The 20,707-nt window shown below is 65.2% G+C and carries 25 protein-coding genes and 1 tRNA gene; 15 read left to right on the forward strand and 11 right to left on the reverse strand.

Annotated features, from left to right (window positions below):
* The first annotated feature begins 66 nt into the window (after positions 1 to 66).
* The 7 genes from KBZ14_RS06375 (at position 67) to KBZ14_RS06405 (ending at position 3,880) form a co-directional block, all read left to right on the forward strand.
* A complete protein-coding gene (locus tag KBZ14_RS06375; RefSeq protein WP_255117486.1) occupies positions 67 to 786 on the forward strand; it encodes a hypothetical protein in 720 nt (239 codons plus the stop codon).
* Positions 783 to 1,019 (forward strand): hypothetical protein, encoded by a 237-nt coding sequence (locus tag KBZ14_RS06380; RefSeq protein WP_255117487.1) that lies wholly within the window; start codon positions 783 to 785, stop codon positions 1,017 to 1,019. The genes KBZ14_RS06375 and KBZ14_RS06380 overlap by 4 nt, the downstream gene beginning before the upstream one ends.
* The gene (locus KBZ14_RS06385) at positions 1,012 to 1,581 is read left to right on the forward strand and encodes a hypothetical protein (RefSeq protein ID WP_255117488.1); all 570 of its coding nucleotides are present in this window, start codon (positions 1,012 to 1,014) and stop codon (positions 1,579 to 1,581) included. The genes KBZ14_RS06380 and KBZ14_RS06385 overlap by 8 nt, the downstream gene beginning before the upstream one ends.
* The gene (locus tag KBZ14_RS06390; RefSeq protein WP_255117489.1) at positions 1,581 to 1,871 is read left to right on the forward strand and encodes a hypothetical protein; all 291 of its coding nucleotides are present in this window, start codon (positions 1,581 to 1,583) and stop codon (positions 1,869 to 1,871) included. Before KBZ14_RS06385 ends, KBZ14_RS06390 begins: the two co-directional genes overlap by 1 nt.
* Positions 1,868 to 2,674 (forward strand): KilA-N domain-containing protein, encoded by an 807-nt coding sequence (locus tag KBZ14_RS06395; protein WP_255117490.1) that lies wholly within the window; start codon positions 1,868 to 1,870, stop codon positions 2,672 to 2,674. Before KBZ14_RS06390 ends, KBZ14_RS06395 begins: the two co-directional genes overlap by 4 nt.
* Positions 2,674 to 2,910 carry a helix-turn-helix domain-containing protein gene (locus KBZ14_RS06400; RefSeq protein WP_255117491.1) on the forward strand — a complete coding sequence of 79 codons (237 nt, stop codon included), beginning with the start codon at positions 2,674 to 2,676 and terminating at the stop codon, positions 2,908 to 2,910. The genes KBZ14_RS06395 and KBZ14_RS06400 overlap by 1 nt, the downstream gene beginning before the upstream one ends.
* Before the next feature lie 145 nt (positions 2,911 to 3,055).
* A complete protein-coding gene (locus KBZ14_RS06405) occupies positions 3,056 to 3,880 on the forward strand; it encodes a hypothetical protein (protein ID WP_255117492.1) in 825 nt (274 codons plus the stop codon).
* An 18-nt stretch (positions 3,881 to 3,898) separates the two neighbouring features.
* Here KBZ14_RS06405 and KBZ14_RS06410 read toward each other — a convergent pair whose 3' ends face one another.
* Both KBZ14_RS06410 and KBZ14_RS06415 read right to left on the reverse strand, forming a co-directional pair.
* Positions 3,899 to 4,978, reverse strand: coding sequence for a site-specific integrase (locus KBZ14_RS06410; protein WP_255117493.1), 1,080 nt, complete (start codon positions 4,976 to 4,978; stop codon positions 3,899 to 3,901).
* Between the two features lie 340 nt (positions 4,979 to 5,318).
* Positions 5,319 to 5,392: transfer RNA gene (locus KBZ14_RS06415), tRNA-Arg, on the reverse strand.
* 100 nt (positions 5,393 to 5,492) lie between these two features.
* On the opposite strand from KBZ14_RS06415, the gene KBZ14_RS06420 reads away from it, so the two are divergent.
* Complete coding sequence (locus KBZ14_RS06420) at positions 5,493 to 6,260, forward strand: helix-turn-helix domain-containing protein (protein ID WP_255117494.1); 768 nt, start codon at positions 5,493 to 5,495, stop codon at positions 6,258 to 6,260.
* Between the two features lie 18 nt (positions 6,261 to 6,278).
* On the opposite strand, the gene KBZ14_RS06425 is transcribed toward KBZ14_RS06420, so the two are convergent.
* Together KBZ14_RS06425 and rsmI are read right to left on the reverse strand one after the other, a co-directional pair.
* Positions 6,279 to 6,518 carry a hypothetical protein gene (locus KBZ14_RS06425; RefSeq protein WP_255117495.1) on the reverse strand — a complete coding sequence of 80 codons (240 nt, stop codon included), beginning with the start codon at positions 6,516 to 6,518 and terminating at the stop codon, positions 6,279 to 6,281.
* A complete protein-coding gene (gene rsmI, locus KBZ14_RS06430; protein ID WP_255117496.1) occupies positions 6,518 to 7,372 on the reverse strand; it encodes a 16S rRNA (cytidine(1402)-2'-O)-methyltransferase in 855 nt (284 codons plus the stop codon). The genes KBZ14_RS06425 and rsmI overlap by 1 nt, the downstream gene beginning before the upstream one ends.
* Positions 7,373 to 7,398: 26 nt before the next feature.
* Between rsmI and KBZ14_RS06435 the strand changes: the two genes are divergently transcribed.
* On the forward strand, positions 7,399 to 8,313 hold the full coding sequence (locus tag KBZ14_RS06435) for a 3'(2'),5'-bisphosphate nucleotidase CysQ (RefSeq protein WP_399210714.1): 915 nt from the start codon (positions 7,399 to 7,401) through the stop codon (positions 8,311 to 8,313).
* Positions 8,314 to 8,319: 6 nt separating this feature from the next.
* On the opposite strand, the gene KBZ14_RS06440 is transcribed toward KBZ14_RS06435, so the two are convergent.
* From KBZ14_RS06440 to rseP, 5 genes are all read right to left on the reverse strand, one after another.
* Entirely contained in the window at positions 8,320 to 8,913 is a 594-nt protein-coding gene (locus KBZ14_RS06440; RefSeq protein WP_255117498.1) for an AAA family ATPase, read from the reverse strand.
* A 127-nt stretch (positions 8,914 to 9,040) separates the two neighbouring features.
* Positions 9,041 to 11,173 (reverse strand): polyribonucleotide nucleotidyltransferase, encoded by a 2,133-nt coding sequence (locus KBZ14_RS06445; RefSeq protein WP_255117499.1) that lies wholly within the window; start codon positions 11,171 to 11,173, stop codon positions 9,041 to 9,043.
* A gap of 185 nt (positions 11,174 to 11,358) precedes the next feature.
* The gene (rpsN, locus tag KBZ14_RS06450; protein WP_255117500.1) at positions 11,359 to 11,661 is read right to left on the reverse strand and encodes a 30S ribosomal protein S14; all 303 of its coding nucleotides are present in this window, start codon (positions 11,659 to 11,661) and stop codon (positions 11,359 to 11,361) included.
* A 35-nt stretch (positions 11,662 to 11,696) separates the two neighbouring features.
* Positions 11,697 to 12,362 carry an endonuclease III gene (gene nth, locus KBZ14_RS06455; protein ID WP_255117501.1) on the reverse strand — a complete coding sequence of 222 codons (666 nt, stop codon included), beginning with the start codon at positions 12,360 to 12,362 and terminating at the stop codon, positions 11,697 to 11,699.
* Entirely contained in the window at positions 12,359 to 13,447 is a 1,089-nt protein-coding gene (gene rseP / locus KBZ14_RS06460) for an RIP metalloprotease RseP (RefSeq protein ID WP_255117566.1), read from the reverse strand. The genes nth and rseP overlap by 4 nt, the downstream gene beginning before the upstream one ends.
* Positions 13,448 to 13,548: 101 nt before the next feature.
* On the opposite strand from rseP, the gene mqo reads away from it, so the two are divergent.
* Positions 13,549 to 15,033 carry a malate dehydrogenase (quinone) gene (gene mqo, locus KBZ14_RS06465; protein WP_255117567.1) on the forward strand — a complete coding sequence of 495 codons (1,485 nt, stop codon included), beginning with the start codon at positions 13,549 to 13,551 and terminating at the stop codon, positions 15,031 to 15,033.
* A gap of 84 nt (positions 15,034 to 15,117) precedes the next feature.
* On the opposite strand, the gene serS is transcribed toward mqo, so the two are convergent.
* Together serS and KBZ14_RS06475 are read right to left on the reverse strand one after the other, a co-directional pair.
* On the reverse strand, positions 15,118 to 16,395 hold the full coding sequence (serS, locus tag KBZ14_RS06470; protein WP_255117502.1) for a serine--tRNA ligase: 1,278 nt from the start codon (positions 16,393 to 16,395) through the stop codon (positions 15,118 to 15,120).
* Between the two features lie 52 nt (positions 16,396 to 16,447).
* Entirely contained in the window at positions 16,448 to 16,723 is a 276-nt protein-coding gene (locus KBZ14_RS06475) for a NifU family protein (RefSeq protein ID WP_255117503.1), read from the reverse strand.
* 266 nt (positions 16,724 to 16,989) lie between these two features.
* Here KBZ14_RS06475 and lepA point away from each other — a divergent pair, with 266 nt between their 5' ends.
* The 5 genes from lepA (at position 16,990) to KBZ14_RS06500 (ending at position 20,705) form a co-directional block, all read left to right on the forward strand.
* The gene (lepA, locus tag KBZ14_RS06480) at positions 16,990 to 18,798 is read left to right on the forward strand and encodes a translation elongation factor 4 (protein ID WP_255117504.1); all 1,809 of its coding nucleotides are present in this window, start codon (positions 16,990 to 16,992) and stop codon (positions 18,796 to 18,798) included.
* 213 nt (positions 18,799 to 19,011) lie between these two features.
* Positions 19,012 to 19,188 carry a hypothetical protein gene (locus tag KBZ14_RS06485; RefSeq protein ID WP_255117505.1) on the forward strand — a complete coding sequence of 59 codons (177 nt, stop codon included), beginning with the start codon at positions 19,012 to 19,014 and terminating at the stop codon, positions 19,186 to 19,188.
* A gap of 142 nt (positions 19,189 to 19,330) precedes the next feature.
* Entirely contained in the window at positions 19,331 to 19,777 is a 447-nt protein-coding gene (locus KBZ14_RS06490; RefSeq protein ID WP_255117506.1) for a hypothetical protein, read from the forward strand.
* Positions 19,777 to 20,199, forward strand: coding sequence for a hypothetical protein (locus KBZ14_RS06495; RefSeq protein WP_255117507.1), 423 nt, complete (start codon positions 19,777 to 19,779; stop codon positions 20,197 to 20,199). Before KBZ14_RS06490 ends, KBZ14_RS06495 begins: the two co-directional genes overlap by 1 nt.
* Positions 20,199 to 20,705: a GspH/FimT family pseudopilin gene (locus tag KBZ14_RS06500; RefSeq protein ID WP_255117508.1), complete on the forward strand. Its 507-nt coding sequence runs from the start codon at positions 20,199 to 20,201 to the stop codon at positions 20,703 to 20,705. The genes KBZ14_RS06495 and KBZ14_RS06500 overlap by 1 nt, the downstream gene beginning before the upstream one ends.
* Positions 20,706 to 20,707 lie beyond the last annotated feature (2 nt).

The following is a 20,707-nucleotide window of genomic DNA, read 5'->3' on the forward strand; positions in this document are numbered from 1 at the left end:
ATTGCGGCTCGCGTTAGAAAGCCGCTAAGCTCAGGCCAGCGGGCACGAGCCCGACACCCTGATGTCATGACGCAGATCCCCGCACGCGCAGACGTGCCAGCCGGCGCCCTTGAGCTGCTCGGCGAAAAAGGCGGCGCCGAACGCGCCCTCACGGCCGCCCTGGCCTCTTTCCAACAGCAGGTGCAGGCCATTCCATCCCTTGACCTGGCCGCCGTGGTCGAAGCGGCCAGGCCGGCATTTGCCCAGGGCATTGCCTTCAGTAGTCAGCTGGTCGACATCCGCGGCCGCCACAAGTTGCGGGTCACGGTGATGCACGCCGGTGGCGCCGAGGTCAGCAGTGAAGAGTGGGCCGACGAGGTCGACGATCCGCTTCAGGCATCCGGCTGGATGCTGGCCATGCTGCTGGGTATTCCTTTGGCTAAACAGGCTATGCCTGTAGAGCCTGAGGTTAGCGCTGCTGCTGAGCTCGCTTCTGCTGGCAAGAAGCGTCCCGCTTTGTCGGCCAGGGCGTCCTCTTCTGAGGCATCCGAGATCTGTGCAGGCACCGGTGGCGGCGATGTCGCTCTCGAGCCACTCACGGGCCAGGAAATCGAGGCCACGCACCAGCGCATCCTTGCCCTCCCCCAAGCCGCTCGGCGTGAGCTGACCACGGCGTTCCGTGAGCACTTCCAGGTCCCGCGCAATGCTCGCTCGATCGGTGATCGCATCACCCAGCACCAGCACAGCGCCTTCATCGACCGCTTCCTTGAGGAGTTCGAAGGCGCTCAGGAGCCCACCGAGCCATGAGCAGGTCCCGTCGCTATGGCGAGCAGCCCCGCTCACGGGCAGGTCGCCATGTCATCCAGACCCAGGTCCGCACCGACGTTTACCTGCAGGTCCGCGAGTTGATGGAAGCCCGCAATCTCTCGGCCAGCGGCGCCGTGCATCACCTGCTGCGCGAGCGCCTTGGCCTGCCGCCGCTTGCCCCATTCGATCAACCCCTTTCGTCCACCGTTTACCCCGAGTCAACCCATGGCTAAGACGATCTTCCGCACGCCCCTCGCCGAAGTGCGCTGGGCCCACCTGATCACGCCCCGGCACCAGCTCGACAAGAGCAAACCCAAGGCCTGGACCTGCGATCTGCTGCTTCCCAACAGTGACCAAAAGGCGCAGTCCTTCCTGCTGGCGATGGAGGACCAGTTCCTTGCTCTGCATGGCAGCCGCAAGCGCCGCGCCGAGAAGGGTTTCCCCTGGAAGCCGGACAAGGAAACGCCCAGCGAGCTCACCGCGGTGCGCTTCAAGGTGCCGCAGTTTCAGCGGCGTGATGGCTCTCTATCTGAGGGGCCCCGCATCGTCGATGCCAAAAAGCAGCCCTGGGATGGGGCCGCCATCGGCAACGGCTCCAGGGTCGTTGTGGCCTTCGACATCTACGACTGGGATGGCGAGAACGGCTGTGGCATGACCTTCCAGCCCCGTGCCATCCAGGTCGTCGAGTTCGTTCCCTACGAGCAGATCGATCCCACTGATGGCTTCGAGGAACAGGAGGGTTACACCGCTGGAGGCGGCTGGGTTGTGGATGACGACGAGGAGGCCGCCTTCTGATGGCTGCTCCTCACTTGGTCAGCAACGGCGGCGCCCAGCGCCGCCCCCAGCTTCCGGCGTTCTGCCGCACCCGCCGGCCCATAACCGTCGCCGTCTCGGTCAGCAGCCTCACCGCTCTGCGCCTGCTGGTGCTGGTGGGGCTGCTGTTTCAGCTGAGCACCCTGCTGCTGGTGATCGCTGGGCCCGTGCCGCCGCGGTTGCAAGCGGTCAGCACCAACAACCCTTTCCCCCCAGCAGCCGGCGTCGCCGCCAGTGGGGCCCAGTCCATTTCACCGAGCTCAGACCGATGAACAGCACAACAACGTCGTCCCATCCCTCCGCAACTGTCGCTCTGATAAGTCAGCAGGCTCTGGTCTCCCGTTCCTGGAACGGCACTCCGATCTTTCGGCGCACCAGCGATGGCTACGTGAACGCCACCGCCATGTGCAAGGCCAATGGCAAACGCTGGAAGGATTACCGAGAGTCCGACCGGTGCCAGCACTATCTAGATGCTCTGGAGGGCGTAGCCGGAATTTCCGTCCACGCCCTTGTTGAGTCCCGCTCAGGCGGCGCCGGCGGTGGCGGCACCTGGGTTCATCCCCAGGTCGCTGTCGACCTGGCCCGCTGGATCAGTGCGCCATTCGCGGTGTGGATGGATGGCTGGTTTCTGGAGAGCGTCCAGCAGGCTCAATCGCCTCCAGTGGAAATACCTCCAGCTCGGATCCGGGAAGCCGAGGTGATCGCCCTGGTGGAGCGCAGCATCGATTTGTTTGAGCGGTTGGGCGGCCTGGATCAGCGCGATCAGCTTCTGTTCAAGGACATCGTGCGCAGCAACGTGCTCACCGCGAGCTCTGGGATGCTGCCAGGTGTCCCAACTGACGAAGAGCTCACGTTGGGGGATGCCTGGCTGGAGGTGTTCCAGCAAGTGCTGCCGCGCAATCAGTTCTGCGCCGCCGGCAAGCTCGTGGCCAGGGCTTACCGCGACGAGTTTGGTAAAGAACCCCCGTGTCGCCAACAATTTGTTGACGGGGCCCCTCGCCAGGTCAAGAGCTACCGCCGCGGCTGGTTGGTCGAAACCCTCCAGCGCTGCTGCGCGCAGCTGGCGGGGAGCTGATGGAAACTCAGGTCACGACCACCCGCCAGCGGGTATGGATCAGCACAGCAGAAGCCTGTGAGCTGCTTGGCATCAGCCGAGAAACCCTGCGCCAGCTGCGGCTGCGCGGGGTGCTGCAGCCCGGCAAGCACTTCCGCCGCTGGGGCTGCACCGAAGGCAAAGGTCCCCTGCAGTGGCACGGGGAGAACATCGAGGCCTCGATCACCGGTTGGAGCCGCCGCCATCTCAAGCAGTGAGTGGGGTTGCAGGCGCGGCCGCTTTCTCTACGGTTCGGGAGAGCGGCCTGCCTTTTGCCTGGTGTCTCTTCGAGCGAGTTTTATTGCCGGCTTGATCGGACTTGGTCCCCTCTGCGGCAGTCCGGCTGTCGCCCAGGTCCTGAAGATGGATTACCAAAACAACCGCATGAGCGGTTCGTTGCGCAGCGGCGCCGTGGAGGTCAACGCACAGCAGCAGCGGCGGATCAACGAGTCCGGATCAAATGTGCTCCAGCCGGTGGCTGTCGTTCGTGTGAATGGCAAAGAAGTCGGCCGGCTCGTTGGCGCCGAAAAATGGGGTGGCAGTCCAGCTGCAGTAGTTCAGATCGCAGAAATGGATCCGGAGAACCCCTACCCCGAAGTTCTGCTCTCTTCCTTCACCGGAGGTGCGCACTGCTGCAATCAGATCCAGGTGCTCACCAGCGATCGCAGCGGGCAGAGCTGGCGCGAGGTGACACTCGGACCTTTCGACGGGGGTGATTCACCAGCAGAGGACCCGTTGCGGAATGGCCGCTTCCTGATCGTCGATGTCGACAACCGGTTCCTCTATCGCTTCGACTGCTACGCCTGCAGCACAGCACCTGCCCGCATTTGGCAGCTGCAGGGCGATGCCTTTGTGGATGTGTCCCATCGCCCCGAGTTCAAGCCACTCCACCGCCGCAACCTCCAGCGCATGGCTGACTGGTTCCAACAGAAGAACACCCAGTCACCGAATGGATTTCTGGCCGGTTACGTCGCTAACAAGGCCTTGGTCGGTGAGCTGTATGACGGATGGGATCGCATGATTCAGCGCTACGACGCCTCCTCGGACTGGGGGCTGACGGAGTGCAAGGGCGACCTGGATGAAAACGGCAAGTGCCTAGGCCGGGAGGTTACATACAGCTCCTTTCCGGAAGCTCTCCGCGCCTTTCTGATCGACACTGGTTATATCAAGCCAACCGGTGAGCAGTAGTGCCGAACAGCAGCAGGCTCAGGACGTCATGCCACTGAGCCGTTTGGCGGCTTTGCTGAAGGCGTCATCCACCACGTCATCCCCGCACCAGCGGCTGTAGGCCGCCAAATGGGTTTGAACGCTGTGACCCATTGCGGCGGCGACGACCTTGGGCGGCAGGTCACAGATCACGTGGGCCCGGTGGGCGTAACCGTGCCGGCAGGAATAGAGCACTAACTTTTCTCCCTGGGTTTCGTACTGCTGGCGCAGGCTTTGCCAGTGGTCTCTCCGCAGCAGGTAGCGACTGAAGGAATCCGAGCCGAAGCCAGCTCGCATAGGCGGAAGCTTTGCCGGATCAAAGGTTTCGAGGAGCCGCCATTCCGTGGCCCATTGGTCACAGGGCAGCAGCCGCAGGGGCCTGGGCTTGGTTTTGCCGCGGGAGGCAACCTTTTCATACGTGCACCAGAGCCGTCCCTGGCGAAGCTGCAGATGCTGCAGCTCTTCCGGTCGCAGGCCAAAGCCGCAGAGCAATTGAAAGGCAAACCGCCAGCGCGGGTCCGGGATGGCCTGCACCATCGCCAGGATGTCTGGCACGGCAATCGGCGTCGTGACCGCTCGGCTCTCCCGTGATCGGCCGATGATTGTTGAGAGGTCAGGTGGCGGCGCCCATGGGGCTGGAAGCAGCTTCTGGCTGATCGCCCAACGCAGCAGGGCAGCGGTGTACTGGATTTGCAGTCGTCTGGTGCGGCAGCCAGGGCGCTGACTCCACAGATCAGCCTGCGCTTCCAGCAGTTGGGTTGCATCACGGGCAGCCGGTGGCCCTTTCGCTGTCTTGAGGACCAGCGCCATTCGCGGCTTATAGAGACGCTCCCAGGTCGTTTCCTTGATTTCACCGCTGCGCAGCTTGTGTTGCTGGTAGCGGCGGATCAGGCCGGCCCAGTCAATCGAGATGGGGCGGCTGGCTGTTGCTGGAGGTGGAACGCTGTGCTGCAGGGTTGAGGGCTGGCCGGCCAGGGCTTCTGCCTGGCGCCTGGCCTCAGCCTCAGCCTGGGCTGTACTCAGCTCGGCGATGGAAAGCTCGAGAGGTGCTCCGTTCTGGAAGGCCTCGTAGACCTTCACTACGCCATCGCGGATGGCTTCGAGTTGGTCCGACTCCCACGGGTAGGGCAGGAGCAGCTGCTTGCGATGCCCATCCCCGGCGCGGGCAGTGATGTGAAGTCGGGCCCGACCCCTGAAATTCGAGACGGTCCAGCCTCTGCGGCAGCCCCTCTGGCCGAGAGCCCGCAAGACGCCACCACGGAGCAAAACATCCCATTCCGGGACCGCTGGCATGTGAGAAGGTATGTGAGAAGGTCCTTCTCACAGCTTGGCACGGGCGAGCAGAAACCGGCAGAGCCTGTCAGCCCGAAAGCCTGTGCCGGAAAGGCTTTTGGGCCGAAAAAGCAGGCCCTGATTGAAACGCCCCCTGTGTGATTCGAACACACGACCGGCTGCTTAGAAGGCAGCTGCTCTATCCAGCTGAGCTAAGGGAGCTGGGGGTGCTGCTGTGGCAGCGAGCCCATTCTGGCAGTCCAGATCTGGTGCCCTTGCCTGGAGGGGCTTCTATGGTGGTGTGCTGCGCACCATTTGCCCAATGCCGGCTCCCAGGCTCACGGACAGCCAGAAAGAGGAGCTTGTTGCTCGCTACCGGCAGGGGGAAACAGCCCAGGCCCTGGCGGAGGCCTATGGCTGCAGCCCCAACACGGTGAGTCGGGTGGTGAAAGCGGCCCTGGCTCCCGAGGAGCTTGCCGCCCTCAAGCAGCAGCGAGGCCGTGGCACTGCTGCAGCCACCACCCCTCCTCCAGCCGAGGCGCCAGTGGCCGAGGCTCTGGGTGATCCCGCACCGGACGCGACCGCTTCAGACAATTCGGACCCTGACCCCGCTCCCGCACCGGACGATTCCGACGCCGTTGCGGTGTTGGCGATCGACGATGCCGATGACTTTGCCGATGACGGCCTCGACGACGACAGCAGCGATGACGGGGACTTTGGCGATGCCTTTGTGACGGTCCCGGTAGGGATCGCCATCAACGAGCGCGCCTCGGCGGCTCCGCAACCCCTCACCACCGGCGCCCTTCCCGTGAGCGTCTACATGCTGGTGGACAAAACCGTGGAGCTCCAGGCCAAGCCCCTCAAGGACTTTCCCGAACTGGGGCTGCTGCCTGAGGACGAGCAGGAGCGGCAGGCGTTGATGCTCTATTCCAATCCCCGCCAGGCCAAGCGCCAATGCGGCCGCACCCAGCGGGTGATCAAAGTGCCCGATAGCGGCGTGCTCGAGCGCACCTCCTCCTATCTGCTGGCCCAGGGCATCACCCGGCTTGTGGTGGAGGGTGGATCCCTCTACGCCATTCCCGGCAGCTGAGCCGCGGGAGATGCTCACCTACTCGTTGACACCCTGATCGCCCCGGGGCAGCAGAAGCGCGGTGGCGCTGCCCCCGGTGATCACCCCCACCACCAGGGCTATGCCCACCAGGAAGCCCGTGGGCAGCTCTGAGGTGCGGCCAAAGCCAAGATTCAAGCTGGCTCGTTGGTTTAGGTTCTGAGCCCCGAGGCAGAGGATCAGCAGCAGCAGCACACCACCGCCAAGGCTGGTGAGCAGCAAGCGCAGGCGCAGCAGCATCAGCTCGGCTCCGGGTGGTGCAGCAGAGCGTAGAGCTCCCGCTTGGATACGCCCGTTTCCTTCGCCAGTTGCTTGGCAGCATCGCTGTTGCTCAGCCCGGCGGCCACCCGTTGCTCCAGTTCAGTGCGCAGCTCCGCATCGCTGGGGCGTTCCTGGGTGGTGGGCGCTGCTCCCCCCAGCACCAGGGTGAATTCCCCCTGGGGGGCGGTGTGGCGGAAGTGCTCGAGGGCGGCGCTCACCGTGGGGCCCACCTGCTGTTCATGGCGCTTGGTGAGTTCGCGGGTCACCGCTAGGGGGCGATCGCCGAGTTCAGCGAGCAGGTCTGTCAGGAGATCCAGCAGGCGATGGGGGGCCTCGAACAACACCATGGTGCGCGGTTCGCTGGCCAGCTCCTGCAGGCGCTGGCGACGTTGCTGGGCCTTGGGGGGCAGGAACCCCTCGAAGCAGAAGCGGCCGCTGGGCAAGCCACTGCTCACCAGGGCGGTGGTGGCCGCGCAGGGGCCGGGCACGCAGATCACCGTGCGCCCGGCGGCGCGGGCGGCCGCCACCAGGGCCTCGCCGGGGTCGGAGATGCCCGGCAGGCCGGCATCGCTGATCACCGCCACGGATTCGTCTGCGGCCAGCGCCTCCAATAGCTCCGGGATGCGGGCGTTCTGGTTGTGTTCATGGAAACTCACCAGCCGGTTCTTGATGCCCAGGTTGTGGAGCAGCAGGCCGCTGCGGCGCGTGTCCTCGCAGGCAATGCGGCCGGCGCCCTCGAGCACCCTGCGGGCCCGGGGTGAGAGATCGCCGGTGTTGCCGATGGGGGTGCCCACCAGATAGAGCACGCCTGCAGCCGGTTCTTCGCCCTGCATCACAATGCCCCTTTGTCGCCTCCATGATGCTTGCCGGGATCGCTGAGGAGACCCTGCTGCTGGAGCTGCGGCGGCTGAGTTGGGGCGCAGCTGACATCCTGCTGGCCTACGGGCGCGGCGACCAGCCTCCCTATGGTTTCCCTCAGGCCCTGAGCGTGGAGGACGGCGGTGAAGGCCCGGTGAGTGCGGCAGATCTGGCCGTGAATCAGTGGCTGCTGGATGGGCTGGCTGCGGCCTTCCCCACGGCCCCCTGGACCCTGCTGAGCGAGGAGACCGCCAAGGAGCAACTCACCGCAGGCATGCCCCTCGAGGCCGAGTGGCTGTGGATCCTCGATCCGCTGGATGGCACCAAGGATTTTCTGCAGGGCACGGGCGAGTACGCGGTGCATCTGGCCCTGGTGCACCACGGTGCTCCGGTGCTTGGGGTGGTGCTGCTGCCCGAGCGGGAAGAGCTGTGGTTTGGCCTGGTGGAAGCCGGTGCCGAGGCCCCAGGCCGCGCCTGGCGCGAGAACCGCGCCGGTGAGCGGTTCCCCGCCAGCCTCAGCCCTCGCCAGGAGCTGGGCGAGCTGGTGCTGGTGGCCAGCCGCAACCACCGGGATCAGCGGCTGGAGCAGCTACTGGAGGCCCTGGCCCTGGGGGATACCAAGGCCATTGGCAGCGTGGGCGGCAAGGTGGCCACCATCCTGCGGGGTGAGACCGATCTCTACATCTCCCTCTCGGGTCAAAGTGCCCCGAAGGACTGGGACATGGCGGCGCCAGAAGCGGTGCTGCGGGCCGCTGGTGGTGCCTTCACCCACGCCGATGGGCGGGCCCTCGCCTACAACAGCGGTGACGTGCGTCAGGCCGGTTGCCTGATCGCCAGCCATGGCGCCAGCCACACCGCGCTCTGCGAACGGGTCGCGGCGGCGATGGCCGTGATTGATCCGGGCTTCAGGGTTTAGCTGGTGCTACGTGGCCGCGATGGCTTGCTCGAGTTTGAGGATGCGTTCTTCGCGGCTGCCCCATAGTTCGATCAGCGGGGGGAAGGTGCTGCTATTGCGCAGTCCGTAGCGTCCATCGCGGTAGATCTGTTTGAAGATCAGGTCCATCGCGTCGCGATAGGCGTGGTCAATCGGGCGGATTCCGTCATCCTCCAGGTCCACGGGGGCTTGGTCAGTCTTGGGAATGAACACGAGTAGATCCAGGCAGTCGAGACATTCACGGGTTGCCTCCAGCATGGATGCCACGAAGGCGTCGTCGATGTCTGAACGGCCACAGTCGGCAGCAAATTGGGAATAGGCGATGAAATCAATCGGGCACCGATCAAAGATCACCGGTTGCTTGCGTTGGCCATGGCGGTAGCAACGGCCGATGTTGTAGTACAGCATCAGACCGTTGTGATGGCGGGTGGCAGCATCACGAAATTGAATCGTGTAAGGGCCATGCAGTCCCAGCACGCGGTAGGGCTCGTCTTCGAGCAGCGTGTTGGGGTGGGTGCTGACCCAGTCCTGCACCAGCGTGCTTTTGCCCATCGAATGGGCTCCTGTGATCGCAAGATTCATGGCGGTGGCTGCGAGCCCAAGACCCTGAACACAACCTAAAAAAAGCCGGCCCTAGGGGGCCGGCTTTGCGGAATAACTCCGGTCTTGCTGAATTGATCTGGCTGAACCCGTCAGCCGTGTTGATGGCTCAGGCGCCGGCGGGCTCGTCGGCTTGGGGCACGCCCCGCAGGGTGAGGTTGATGCGACCGCGGTTGTCGATCTCGCGGACGCGCACGGTCACGTGGTCGCCCACCTTCACCACATCCTCCACTTTCTCCACGCGCGCTTCGGAGAGCTGGGAGATGTGGATCATGCCTTCCTTGCCGGGAAGGATCTCCACAAAGGCACCGATCGGGATCACGCGGGTCACGGCACCGCTGAACACTTCGCCCTCGCTGACACGACGGGTGAGGCCCTCGATGATGCGCTGGGCTTCTTCAGCGGCGGCACCGTCGTGGCTGGCGATCGTCACGATGCCGCCATCTTCGATGTCGATCTTGGTGTTGGTGCGCTCGGTGATGCCCTTGATGGTGCGGCCGCCGGGGCCGATCACGGTGCCGATCAGTTCCGGATCGATGCGGAAGCTGAGCAGGCGCGGGGCATGGGGGGAGAGCACATCGCGGGGCTTCTCGATCGCCTCGAGCATCTTCTCGAGGATGTGCAGGCGGGCGGGGCGTGCCTGGTTGATGGCGTCGGCCACGGTCTTCACCTCAAGACCGGTGATCTTCATGTCCATCTGCAGGGCGGTGATGCCCTTCTCGGTGCCGGCCACCTTGAAGTCCATGTCGCCGAGGAAGTCCTCGATGCCCTGGATGTCGGTGAGGATCCGCACCTCAGCGCCTTCCTTGATCAGGCCCATGGCGGCGCCGCTCACGGGGGCCTTGAGGGGCACGCCCGCATCCATCAGGGCGATCGTGCTGCCGCACACCGAGCCCATCGAGGTGGAGCCATTGGAGCTCAGGCACTCCGACACCACTCGCAGCACATAGGGGAAGCTCTCCTTGCTGGGCAGCACGGGCACCAAGGCCCGCTCGGCTAGGGCGCCGTGGCCGATCTCGCGGCGGCCGGGGCTGCGCATGGGCCGGGTTTCACCCACCGAGTAGGGGGGGAAGTTGTAGTGGTGCAGGTAGGTCTTCTCGGTGGACGGGTTGAGGTCGTCCATTTCCTGGGCGTCGCTCGGGGTGCCGAGGGTGGCGCAGGAGAGCACCTGGGTGAGGCCGCGCTGGAACAGGCCCGAACCATGCACGCGCTTGGGCAGCACACCGGCGGCGGCACTGATGGGGCGCACCTCATCGAGGTTGCGGCCATCCACGCGCTTGCCTTCCTTGATGATCTGCTCACGCATGAGCTTTTTGGTGAGGCTCTTGTAGCTGTTGCCCAGCACCTTGCCGTTGCTGGACACGGCCACCTTCACGGCATCCTCATCCTTGAGGGCGGTGATCTTCTCGCTCACTTCCGCCTTGATGGCGTCGAGCTTCTCGTCCCGCTCGGCCTTGGTCTGGGAGAACTGCTTGAGCACCTCGCCGATGCCCTGGGCGCATTCCTTCTCAAGGAACTTGGGCAGGGTGTCGTCTTCGGCCTTGGCCTCGGGGATCACTTGTTCAATGCCCAGCTCCTTGAGCAGGTTCTGTTGGGCCTTGATCAGTTCGCTCACCGCTTCGTAGCCGAAGTCGATGGCTTCGATCACATCCTGTTCGGCCAGCTGGTTGGCACCGGCCTCCACCATGATCACGCCCTGGGGGGTGCCGGCCACCACCAGGTCGAGCTCGGACCGCTCGATCTCGCGGTAGCTGGGGTTGAGCACGAAGTCGTCGCCCAGCAGGCCCACCCGCACGGCGGCCATGGGTCCATAGAAGGGGATCTTGGCCAGCAGGGTGGCCATCGAGGCGCCGGTCACGGCGAGCACATCGGGTGGCACCCGCTCATCGAGCGACATGCAGGTGGCCACGATCTGGAGGTCGTCGCGCATCCAGCTGGGGAAGAGCGGCCGCATGGGGCGGTCGATCAGGCGTGCGATCAGGGTGGCGCGCTCGGGGGGGCGGCTCTCGCGACGCATGAAGCTGCCGGGGATGCGACCAGCGGCATAGAGCCGCTCCTCGTAGTCGCAGATCAGGGGCAGGAAATCGATGCCTTCACGGCCGCCGGAGCGGGTTGCCGTTACCAGAACAGCAGTATCTCCGCACTCGACCATCACCGAGCCCCCAGCCTGGGGAGCGAACCGACCGGTGGTCAGCCGGATCTCCCGACCATCGAAGGAGATCGACTGAATGTGACCTTGCACTTGGGCTTATGTCCGTTTTGTTGTCAAGGCCGATTCTCGCATTCGGGGCTGGAGTGCTGGGGGAACTGCCCCTTTCTTTTTGGAATGCTCGCCCGCTGTTCCGCAGTCGCAGGCATGAAAAAAAGGCACCTTGCGGTGCCTTGGTGGGTTGCCTGATGGGATACGGCTCGTATCCCCAGCCCGGTTCACCAGGACGACTTGACCACGCCGGGCAGTTCACCCTTGTGGGCGCGCTCACGCAGCTGGTTGCGGCACAGGCCGAAATCGCGATACACACCCCGGGGCTTGCCGGTGGCCCAGCAACGGTTGCGCAGGCGGGTGCGGGCGCTGTTACGGGGCAGGTTTTGGATCTTGCGGTGGATCTCCAGGCGCTCCATCGGATCCGCAGCCGTTTCGAAGGCGTCCATCAGGGCGGCGCGCTTGGCGGCGTAGCGCTCGACCATCTTCTGGCGCTTGACGTCGCGCGCAATCATCGACTTCTTCGCCATGCGGCCTGGGTCTCGTAATGCAGTGATGAATGAGCCTACCCCTTCGGGGTGTGGCTAGGGCAGAGGTCGGCAATGGGGCAACCGTTGCACTTGGGGCTCCGGGCTGTGCATACGGCCCGGCCATGGAAGATCAGCCGGATCGAGAGGTTTTGCCAGTCGGCCTGGGGCACCAGCTTCATCAGGTCGGGTTCGATCTGGCGCGGCTCGGTTTTGCGGGTGAGCCTGAGGCGCTGGCTCAGGCGGCTCACGTGGGTGTCCACGGTGACGCCGGCATTGATGCCAAAGCACCAGGCCAGCACCACCGACGCTGTTTTGCGGGCCACCCCGGGCAGCACCAGCAATTCCTCCATGCTGCGGGGCACCTCGCCGCCATGGCGCTCCATCAGCAGGCGGGAGCTGGCCACGATGTTTTTGGCCTTGTTGCGGAAGAAGCCGGCCGATTTCACGTAGGGCTCCACCGCATCGGCCTCCACCGCCGCCGCCGCCGCGGCATCAGGGAAGCGCTCGAACAGGGCCGGGGTGATCAGGTTGACCCGCTCATCGGTGCACTGGGCCGAGAGCATGGTGGCGATCAGTAGCTCGTAGGGGGTGCGCCAGTCGAGCGAGCAGGTGGCGTGGGGATAGAGCTCGCCCAGGCGCTCCAGCAGCTGGGGGGCACGGGTTTTGGCCGAGGGGAAACGGCCGCGCCGGGGGCTGGTCAACGGCCCAGCAGTTGCTGCACCGCCGCCAGCTGGCTGGTGTCCTTCACGATCAGCACCAGGCTCAGGCCCACCAGGAACACAAAGCCCGACTGCATGAAGGCCAGCTGGAACTTCTCGGGCACGGGCTTGCCGCGCAGGCCTTCAATCAACAGCAGCGCGAACTGGCCGCCATCGAGCAGGGGCAGGGGCAGGGCATTGAGCACTGCCAGGTTGATGGAGATCAGCGCGGTGTAGAGGAACAGGCTGCTGCCGCCCTGCTTAGCCAGGGAGGCACCCATCTCCACGATCTTCACCGGGCCTGATACCTGGCCGGCGGTTTCGCCGAAGTGGGTGGCCAGGGTCATGAATCCTTCCACCGTGCGCCGGGTGAGAGCGGTGAAGTCCTGATTGGCCTGGCGCAGGATTTCACCGGGGCCGGTGGCGGCGCGGAAGGCCTCGCTGCCGTTGGGTTGCAGCTGCGCCCCGATTCGCCCCACGCCCCCCACATCGGCCGGGGTGAGTTGCAGTTGCAGGCGCTGGTTGCCCCGTTCAGTTTCGAGGCGCAGGGTTTGGTCGGGGGCGGTTTTCACCCGCTGCACCAGATCGGCCACAGCCGCTTGGCCGCCGCCGAGATCGGCGCCATCGAGCCGCAGGATGCGATCGCCGGGCTGCAGACCCGAGGCCGCTGCAGCCTGGCCGGGCTGTACGCCTGCCACCAGCACCCCCGGGGTGGCGCTGAAGCCTGCGGGGATGCCCACCACCAAACCCTGGGCCACCAGTACCGCCCAGGCCAGCAGCAGATTGGCCAGCACGCCCGCCGCAATCACCAGGGCCCGCTGGGGAAGAGGGCGATTGCGCAGCAGGTCGGGATCGTTGGCGGGGATGGCGCTGTCGTCGTCATCATCCGGGAACGACACGTAGCCCCCGAGGGGGATGGCCCGCAGGGCGAACTGCACCCCGCGGCGCTGGCGTTCGAGCAGGGCTGGGCCAAAGCCGATCGAGAAACCGCTGACGCGGATGCCCTGCCAGGTGGCGGCGAAGAAGTGGCCAGCCTCATGAATCACAACCAAGCCGGCCAAAATCAGGAGTGCCGTCAGTACGCCCACGCTGTTGCCCACTGGATCGATCCATTGTGGAGCTATCCGGAGAAGGCCGTGGTGGGGCCATAGCGTTGGCAGCGGCTGTTCAAGGCTGCTGCGTGACCGCAATTCACCGTTGTGATGCCCTGCTTGTGGGAGCCGGGATCATGGGGGCCACCCTGGCCAGCCTGCTGAAGCAGTTGGAGCCTGGGCTGGAGGTGGTGGTGCTGGAGCGGCTGCCGGGGCTGGCGGCCGAGAGCAGTGCGGCGATGAACAACGCCGGTACGGGCCATGCCGCCAACTGCGAGCTCAACTACACGCCCGAGGCGCCTGATGGCTCGCTGCCCACGGGTAAGGCCCTGGCCATCAATGCCTCCTTTGAGCGCAGCCTTGAGGCCTGGAGCTCCCTGGTGGAGCAGCAGATGCTGCCCGCGCCGAAGTCCTTCATCCGGTCGGTGCCACACCTGAGCTTCGTGTGGGGAGAGCCGAACGTGGCGTTTCTGCGGCGCCGCTACGAGGCCCTGAGCGCCTCGCCCCAGTTCTCCACCATGGCTTGGAGCACGGATCCGGCGGAGCTGCGCCGGTGGATGCCGTTGGTGATGGCGGGGCGTGCTCTGACCCATCCCCTGGCGGCCACCCGCGTGACCCGTGGCACGGATGTGAATTTCGGAGCGCTCACGGCGCTGCTGCTGGAGGGGCTCGCACAGCGGGGCGCGTTGCAGGTGCGGCGGGGCCATGAGGTGATGGGACTGGAGTCGCTGGCGGTCCCCCTGGGCCGGCGGGAGTGGCGGGTGCAGGCCAAAACGGCCGATGGCCGGCTGGAGCAGTTCCAGGCGCCGTTTGTGTTCCTCGGGGCCGGCGGCGGCAGCTTGCCGCTGCTGCAGCGCTCCGGCATCCCGGAGGGACGTGTGTATGGCGCGTTCCCTGTGAGTGGCCAGTGGCTGGTGTGTCGCAACCCCGAGGTGATCGCCGCCCACAACGCCAAGGTGTACGGCAAGGCGGCGGTGGGGGCGCCGCCGATGTCGGTGCCGCACCTCGACACCCGCTGGATTGAGGGCCAGCGGGCCCTGCTGTTCGGCCCCTACGCCGGTTTCAGCACCCGCTTTCTGAAGCAGGGCTCCCTATGGGATCTGCCCAGGTCTGTGCGGCCCAGCAACCTGCTGCCCAGCCTGCAGGTGGGCCTGGAGAACTTCGATCTGGTGCGCTACCTGGTGGGCCAGGTGGTGCAGACCCCGGAGCAGCGGCTCGCCAGCCTGCGCCACTTCCTGCCCGAGGCCCAGGCGGCCGACTGGGAGCTGGCGGTGGCTGGCCAGCGGGTGCAGATCATCAAGCAGGTGAGCGGCCGCGGCAGCCTGCAGATGGGCACCGAGGTGGTGAGCAGCGCCGACGGCTCCCTGGCGGCCTTGTTGGGTGCTTCCCCCGGGGCTTCCACGGCGGTGCAGACGATGCTCGAGGTGTTGCAGCGCTGTTGGCCCGAGCAGATGGCCAGCGAGGCCTGGCAGCAGCGGCTGCAGCAGTTGATCCCCTCCTGGGGGCAGAGCCTTGGGGCCGATCCAGCGCTGCTGGCCCGGGTGCGCGAGCGCAGTAATGCCCTGCTGGGGCTGGAGGCGTAGCAGGGCCGCTGCCCTCCAGGAATGGTGCACCGCGGTGCACCATTCCTGGAGACACCGCGCGAACCTCCTAACCGCCTTAGGCCTTCAGGGCGTCGTGACGCGTTCGGCGCCGAAGTAGGGCACCAGGGCTGCCGGCAGTTGCACCGAGCCATCGGCCTGCTGGCCGGTTTCCAACAGGGCGGCCATGGTGCGGCCCACGGCCAGACCGCTGCCGTTAAGGGTGTGCACCAGCTGGGTGGCTTTGCCGTCCTTGAGGCGGATGGCCGAGCGGCGGGCCTGGAAGTCGCCACACACGCTGCAACTGGAGATCTCCCGGTAGGAGCCGGCACCGGGCAGCCACACCTCCAGGTCGTAGGTGCGGGAGGCGGAGAAGCCCATGTCGCCCGTGCAGAGTTCGATCTTGCGGTAGGGCAGCTCCAGGGCTTCCAGCACGGCTTCCGCATCGGCCGTGATCTGTTGATGCGCCTCGGCGGAGTGCTCGGGATGGCAGAACCAGTAGAGCTCCACTTTGTTGAACTGGTGCAGGCGGATCAGGCCGCGGGTGTCGCGCCCGTAGCTACCCGCTTCGCGGCGGAAGCAGGGGGTGTAGGCCACGTATTTGAGCGGAAGCTGCTCCGCCGGAATCACCTCGTCGCGGTGCAGTGAGGTCACAGGCACCTCGGCGGTGGGGGTGAGCCAGAGGTCGTCTTCGGCGCAGCGGAAGCTCTCCTCGGCGAACTTGGGCAGTTGGCCGGAACCGGTGAGGCTGGCGCTGTTCACCAGGATCGGCGGCATCACCTCCCGGTAGCCCTTGGTGCCGTGGAGGTCGAGCATGAAGCTGATCAGGGCCCGCTCGAGCCGGGCGCCCTGGCCCATCAGGGTTACGAAGCGACTCTGGGCGATGCGCACCGAGCGCTCCGTTTCGAACAGCCCCAGTCGTTCGGCGATCTGCCAGTGCTCCTGAAGCCCTTCCTCCACGCGGGGGGTGCCCCAGCGCTTGATCTCAATGTTGTCGGTTTCGCTGCTGCCGTTGGGGGCCTCGGGCGAGGGCAGGTTGGGCAGGGTGAGGAGCTGCTCGCGCAGCTTGGCGTCCAGCGCCTTCTCTTCCTCCTCCAGCACTGCCACCTGCTGCTTGATGCGGTTGCCCTGGTCCCGTAGGGCCTGAACCTCCGGACCATTGGCTGCTGCGCCCGCCTTGATCTTGAGGCCCACGTCTTTGCCGATGCGGTTGCCCTCGGCCTGGAGGTTGCTGCGCTGCTCCTCCAGGTCGCGGGCTTGCTTGGCAATCAACTGCAGGCCCGTGAGATCGAGCGTCATGCCACGACGCCCGAGCTGTTCGGTGATCAGCTCGGGGTTGTCGCGCAGCAGGCGCTGATCCAGCACGGGCCCAATAGCAAGTGGGCTGAGCCTACGGGCCGGGGTTCGGGACGGCGCTTCAGAGCACCTGCACCACTTCGCTCACCTCGGGGATGGCTTCGCGCAGCTTGCGCTCGATGCCCATCTTGAGGGTCATGGTGCTGCTGGGGCAGGAGCCGCAGGCGCCCTGCAGGCGCACCTTCACGATCGGGCCGTCGATCTCCACCACTTCCACGTTGCCGCCATCGGCCATCAGATAGGGGCGCAGCTCATCGAGGGTGCGCTCCACGTTCTCGAGGGTGAGGGCGTGGGGATCGCTGGCCTCAGGGGCTGCGGGGGTGGTGTCGGTGCTCATGGTGTTCCAGGGGGGGCTTACAGCCGAGCTTAGGAATGGCCCTTCCTGAGCTGATTGGGGTGGCGCGTTTGGGGCAGCACCTCAGCTGTGCGTTGCACCGCTGAGATTCACGATCACCACGCCAGCGGCGATCAGGGCCATGCCCACCGGCACGATCGCCAGGAGCGACAGCAGCCAGGGATTGGCCATGGCGGGAAAGAGCGGATGTCTCTCCTTAGGATCGAGCGACTGAGATCCACCCACCCGAACCGGGACTCCGCCACCGAATGACCGATGCACCCGTCTCCCGGATCCGCAATTTCTGCATCATTGCCCACATCGACCATGGGAAATCGACCCTGGCCGACCGGCTGCTGCAGGACACCGGCACGGTGGCGGCCCGCGACATGCAGGAGCAGTTCCTGGACAACATGGAACTGGAGCGGGAGCGCGGCATCACCATCAAGCTCCAGGCGGCCCGCATGGAATACAAGGCGGCCGACGGTGAGGCCTACATCCTCAACCTGATCGACACCCCCGGACACGTTGATTTCAGCTACGAGGTGAGCCGCTCGTTGCAGGCCTGTGAGGGGGCCCTGTTGGTGGTGGATGCCAGCCAGGGGGTGGAGGCCCAGACCCTCGCCAATGTGTATCTGGCGATCGAGAACAACCTCGAGATCATTCCCGTTCTCAACAAGATCGATCTGCCCGGTGCCGATCCCGAGCGCATCGCTGAGGAGATTGAGGCGATCATCGGCCTCGATTGCACCAATGCCATCCACTGCTCGGCCAAAACAGGCCTCGGCGTTCCCGACATCCTGCAGGCGGTGGTGGATCGGGTGCCGCCCCCGCCGGACAAGGTGGCCGAGCCCCTGCGGGCACTGATCTTCGACTCGTACTACGACCCCTACCGGGGCGTGATCGTGTACTTCCGAGTGATTTCCGGCTCGATCAGCAAGAAGGACAAGGTGCTGCTGATGGCCAGCAAGAAAACCTATGAGCTCGATGAAGTGGGCGTGATGGCGCCCGATCAACGCCAGGTGGAGAGCCTGCATGCCGGTGAGGTGGGCTACTTGTCGGCATCCATCAAGGCCGTGGCCGATGCGCGCGTGGGCGACACCATCACCCTGGTGAACAATCCAGCTGATGCACCTCTGCCTGGCTACACCGAGGCCAAGCCGATGGTGTTCTGCGGCCTGTTCCCCACGGATGCGGATCAGTATCCGGATCTGCGCGAGGCGCTTGACAAGCTGCAGCTCTCCGATGCGGCCCTCAAATACGAGCCGGAAACCAGCAGTGCCATGGGCTTTGGCTTCCGCTGCGGCTTCCTGGGGCTGCTGCACATGGAGATTGTGCAGGAGCGGCTCGAGCGGGAATACAACTTGGATCTGATCGTCACCGCGCCATCGGTGATCTATCAGGTGAACATGATTGATGGCGACACCATGATGGTGGACAACCCCGCTACGCTGCCCGATCCACAGAAGCGCGAATCGATCGAAGAGCCCTATGTGAAGCTCGAGATCTATACGCCTAACTCCTACAACGGCACCCTGATGGAGCTGTGCCAGGAGCGGCGTGGTGAGTTCATCGATATGAAGTACATCACCACCGATCGCGTCACGCTGCACTACGAGATGCCCCTAGCGGAAGTGGTGACGGACTTCTTCGATCAAATGAAGAGCCGCACCAAGGGCTATGCCTCCATGGAATACTCCCTGATCGGCTACCGCAAGAACGAGCTGGTGCGTCTGGATGTGCTGATCAACGGTGAAAAGGCTGATCCCCTCACCACGATCGTGCACCGCGACAAGGCCTACAACGTGGGTAAGGGGCTGGTGGAGAAGCTCAAGGAACTGATCCCGCGCCAGCAGTTCAAGATTCCCATCCAGGCCTCGATCGGCAGCCGCGTGATCGCCTCCGAAAGCATCAGTGCCATGCGCAAGGATGTGCTTGCCAAGTGCTACGGCGGCGACATCTCCCGCAAGAAGAAGCTGCTGCAGAAGCAGGCCAAGGGCAAGAAGCGCATGAAGGCGATGGGCAAGGTGGATGTGCCCCAGGAGGCCTTCATGGCGGTGCTCAAACTCAACCAGTGAGCCACATTGCAACGGCTGCGGCGGCCCTGTAATCGTGCCGCCGGCTCCGAGCTCTGGACGATTCCTTGCGCCGGCCTTGAGCAGTTCGTGGCCGATATGCGGTGGAGCTGGTGCCCCTCGCCAACTTTCTAGTATTCACCGGCTGGTGTGGCGTTCCTGCAGCAGTAAACCCAGGCCTTCCGGCCGCTTTTAGCCCACGGCCATGATCGACGGGTGGAAGGGTTGCGGGCGGCGATCCTGCACACCGCCAAGGGCGGCACGATCTCCGCGATGGCCATGCTGCGCGAGCTGCCTTCCACCGTCGTGGTTGAACTGGGCGTACCTCCCAAGCAGCGCTCCAGCCTGGCTTGCGAGAACCCACAGCAATGCACGTTGACGCTGAGCTGGTGAGTGTTCTTGCCGGTCTGTCTGCAGGCGGCGGCACCCGACCCTTTGCTGCCTACGGCAGCACCTTGATGCGATCTCGGACCACATGATGACCAAAACCTAGACGGCAGGGGAATGCTCAGCCCATGGTTTGCCGGAATGCTCCATGGTTCAGCGTGTTCATCCGCCCCGGGATGGCGGATTTGTGTTGCCCCTGTCGATCACAGGCGCCCTGGTTTTGCTGCTGAGCAGCCTGTCGCTCCAGACGTTGGTGCTACATACCCGTCGGGTGCAGGCGTCTGAGCGCACGCGACTGCGTGCGGACGATCGCCTGGCCTCGGCGGCGCACAGGGTTGCGGCGGCATTCCAGGGGCGCTTCGCTTGTCTGCAGGCTGTGCCACTGGCCGCTTGGCGGGTTGGGGCGCTGCCAACCAGCTGTCCTGGTGATCTGGATCCACGCCCCTTGCAGCGGCTGTCGATTGATGGCCAGGTGGTGCAGTTGGCCGCATGGGAGCCGCAGCAGGGTGGCGGTGCATTGCGGCTGCAGCAGGCCGTTGGTGGCTTGACACGCCGCTACTGGCTGGGTGCGTCAGGTGTGAAGGAGCTGGGCTGATGCAGTTGGTGGAAGTGATGATGGCCGCGGCCGTGTTCACGGCGGCATCCGGCGGTTCCTTGCAGGTGTTTGCCCGGATGGCAAGCAGCAGTCAGCAAGCCGAGCTGCGGCAGCGCCAGCTGGAGCGTATCGAGCTGGACCGTCTGCAGTTGCAGGCCCTCTGGCGACGGGAGCTTCTGGGCCAGGCGGTCTGTATCAGCAGCATTGATCAGATCAGGGCAATGGCTGCGACGCTGCCGCCGCCGCCTCAGGTGGTGCGGGACCTGCGCGCTGGTGATCAAGTTGATGAGCTGAGGTTGCGTTGGCGGTTCGAGGGTGAGCCTGGGGTTGTGCGAGAGCGCTTACTGACAATGGCCGGTCTGGGAGCTTCCTGTAAGGCCACCGCGCCGCTTACCGACAGCCAAGTGGAGGGGGTGGAGTGATGCGCCATACCCCCACCGCCTATGGCCCTGATGGGTTCTCTCTGACCGAGCTGCTCATGGGGGTCGTCGTCCTGGGGCTGCTGGCAACGTTGGGCTGGAACGGCGGCCGCGAAAGCCTGGCTCGCCAGCGGCTTGAGGCAGCCACACGCCGGCTGGATCAGGGCATCCAGCGAGGCCGCGCTGAAGCCCAGCGGCAGGGGCGTGCCTGTGGCCTGAGCCTGCAACCGGATGGTTGGGCACCGCCTGCGCTGAGCACACTGCCAGCGTGTGTTCAAACGCTGGAGAGCTTGAAGGAGCCGATTGCTGCAGGCGACGTGCGGCTTGTGCATAACTTCCCGGCGATGTTGCGCTTCAGTAGCAACGGGCTGGTACTCGATGGCGGCACGGCCGTGGTCAGTGCTGCTGGAACGTCTTTGCAGCGTTGCCTGGTGATGGCTCTGCCACTGGGGATCACCAGGCTGGGCCAGCATCGGAGCGGTCGCTGTGAACCCGACCCCTCGCTGTGAAG

The sequence above is a fragment of the Synechococcus sp. HJ21-Hayes genome, from assembly GCF_024345835.1.
In the GTDB taxonomy this organism is placed as follows: domain Bacteria; phylum Cyanobacteriota; class Cyanobacteriia; order PCC-6307; family Cyanobiaceae; genus Vulcanococcus.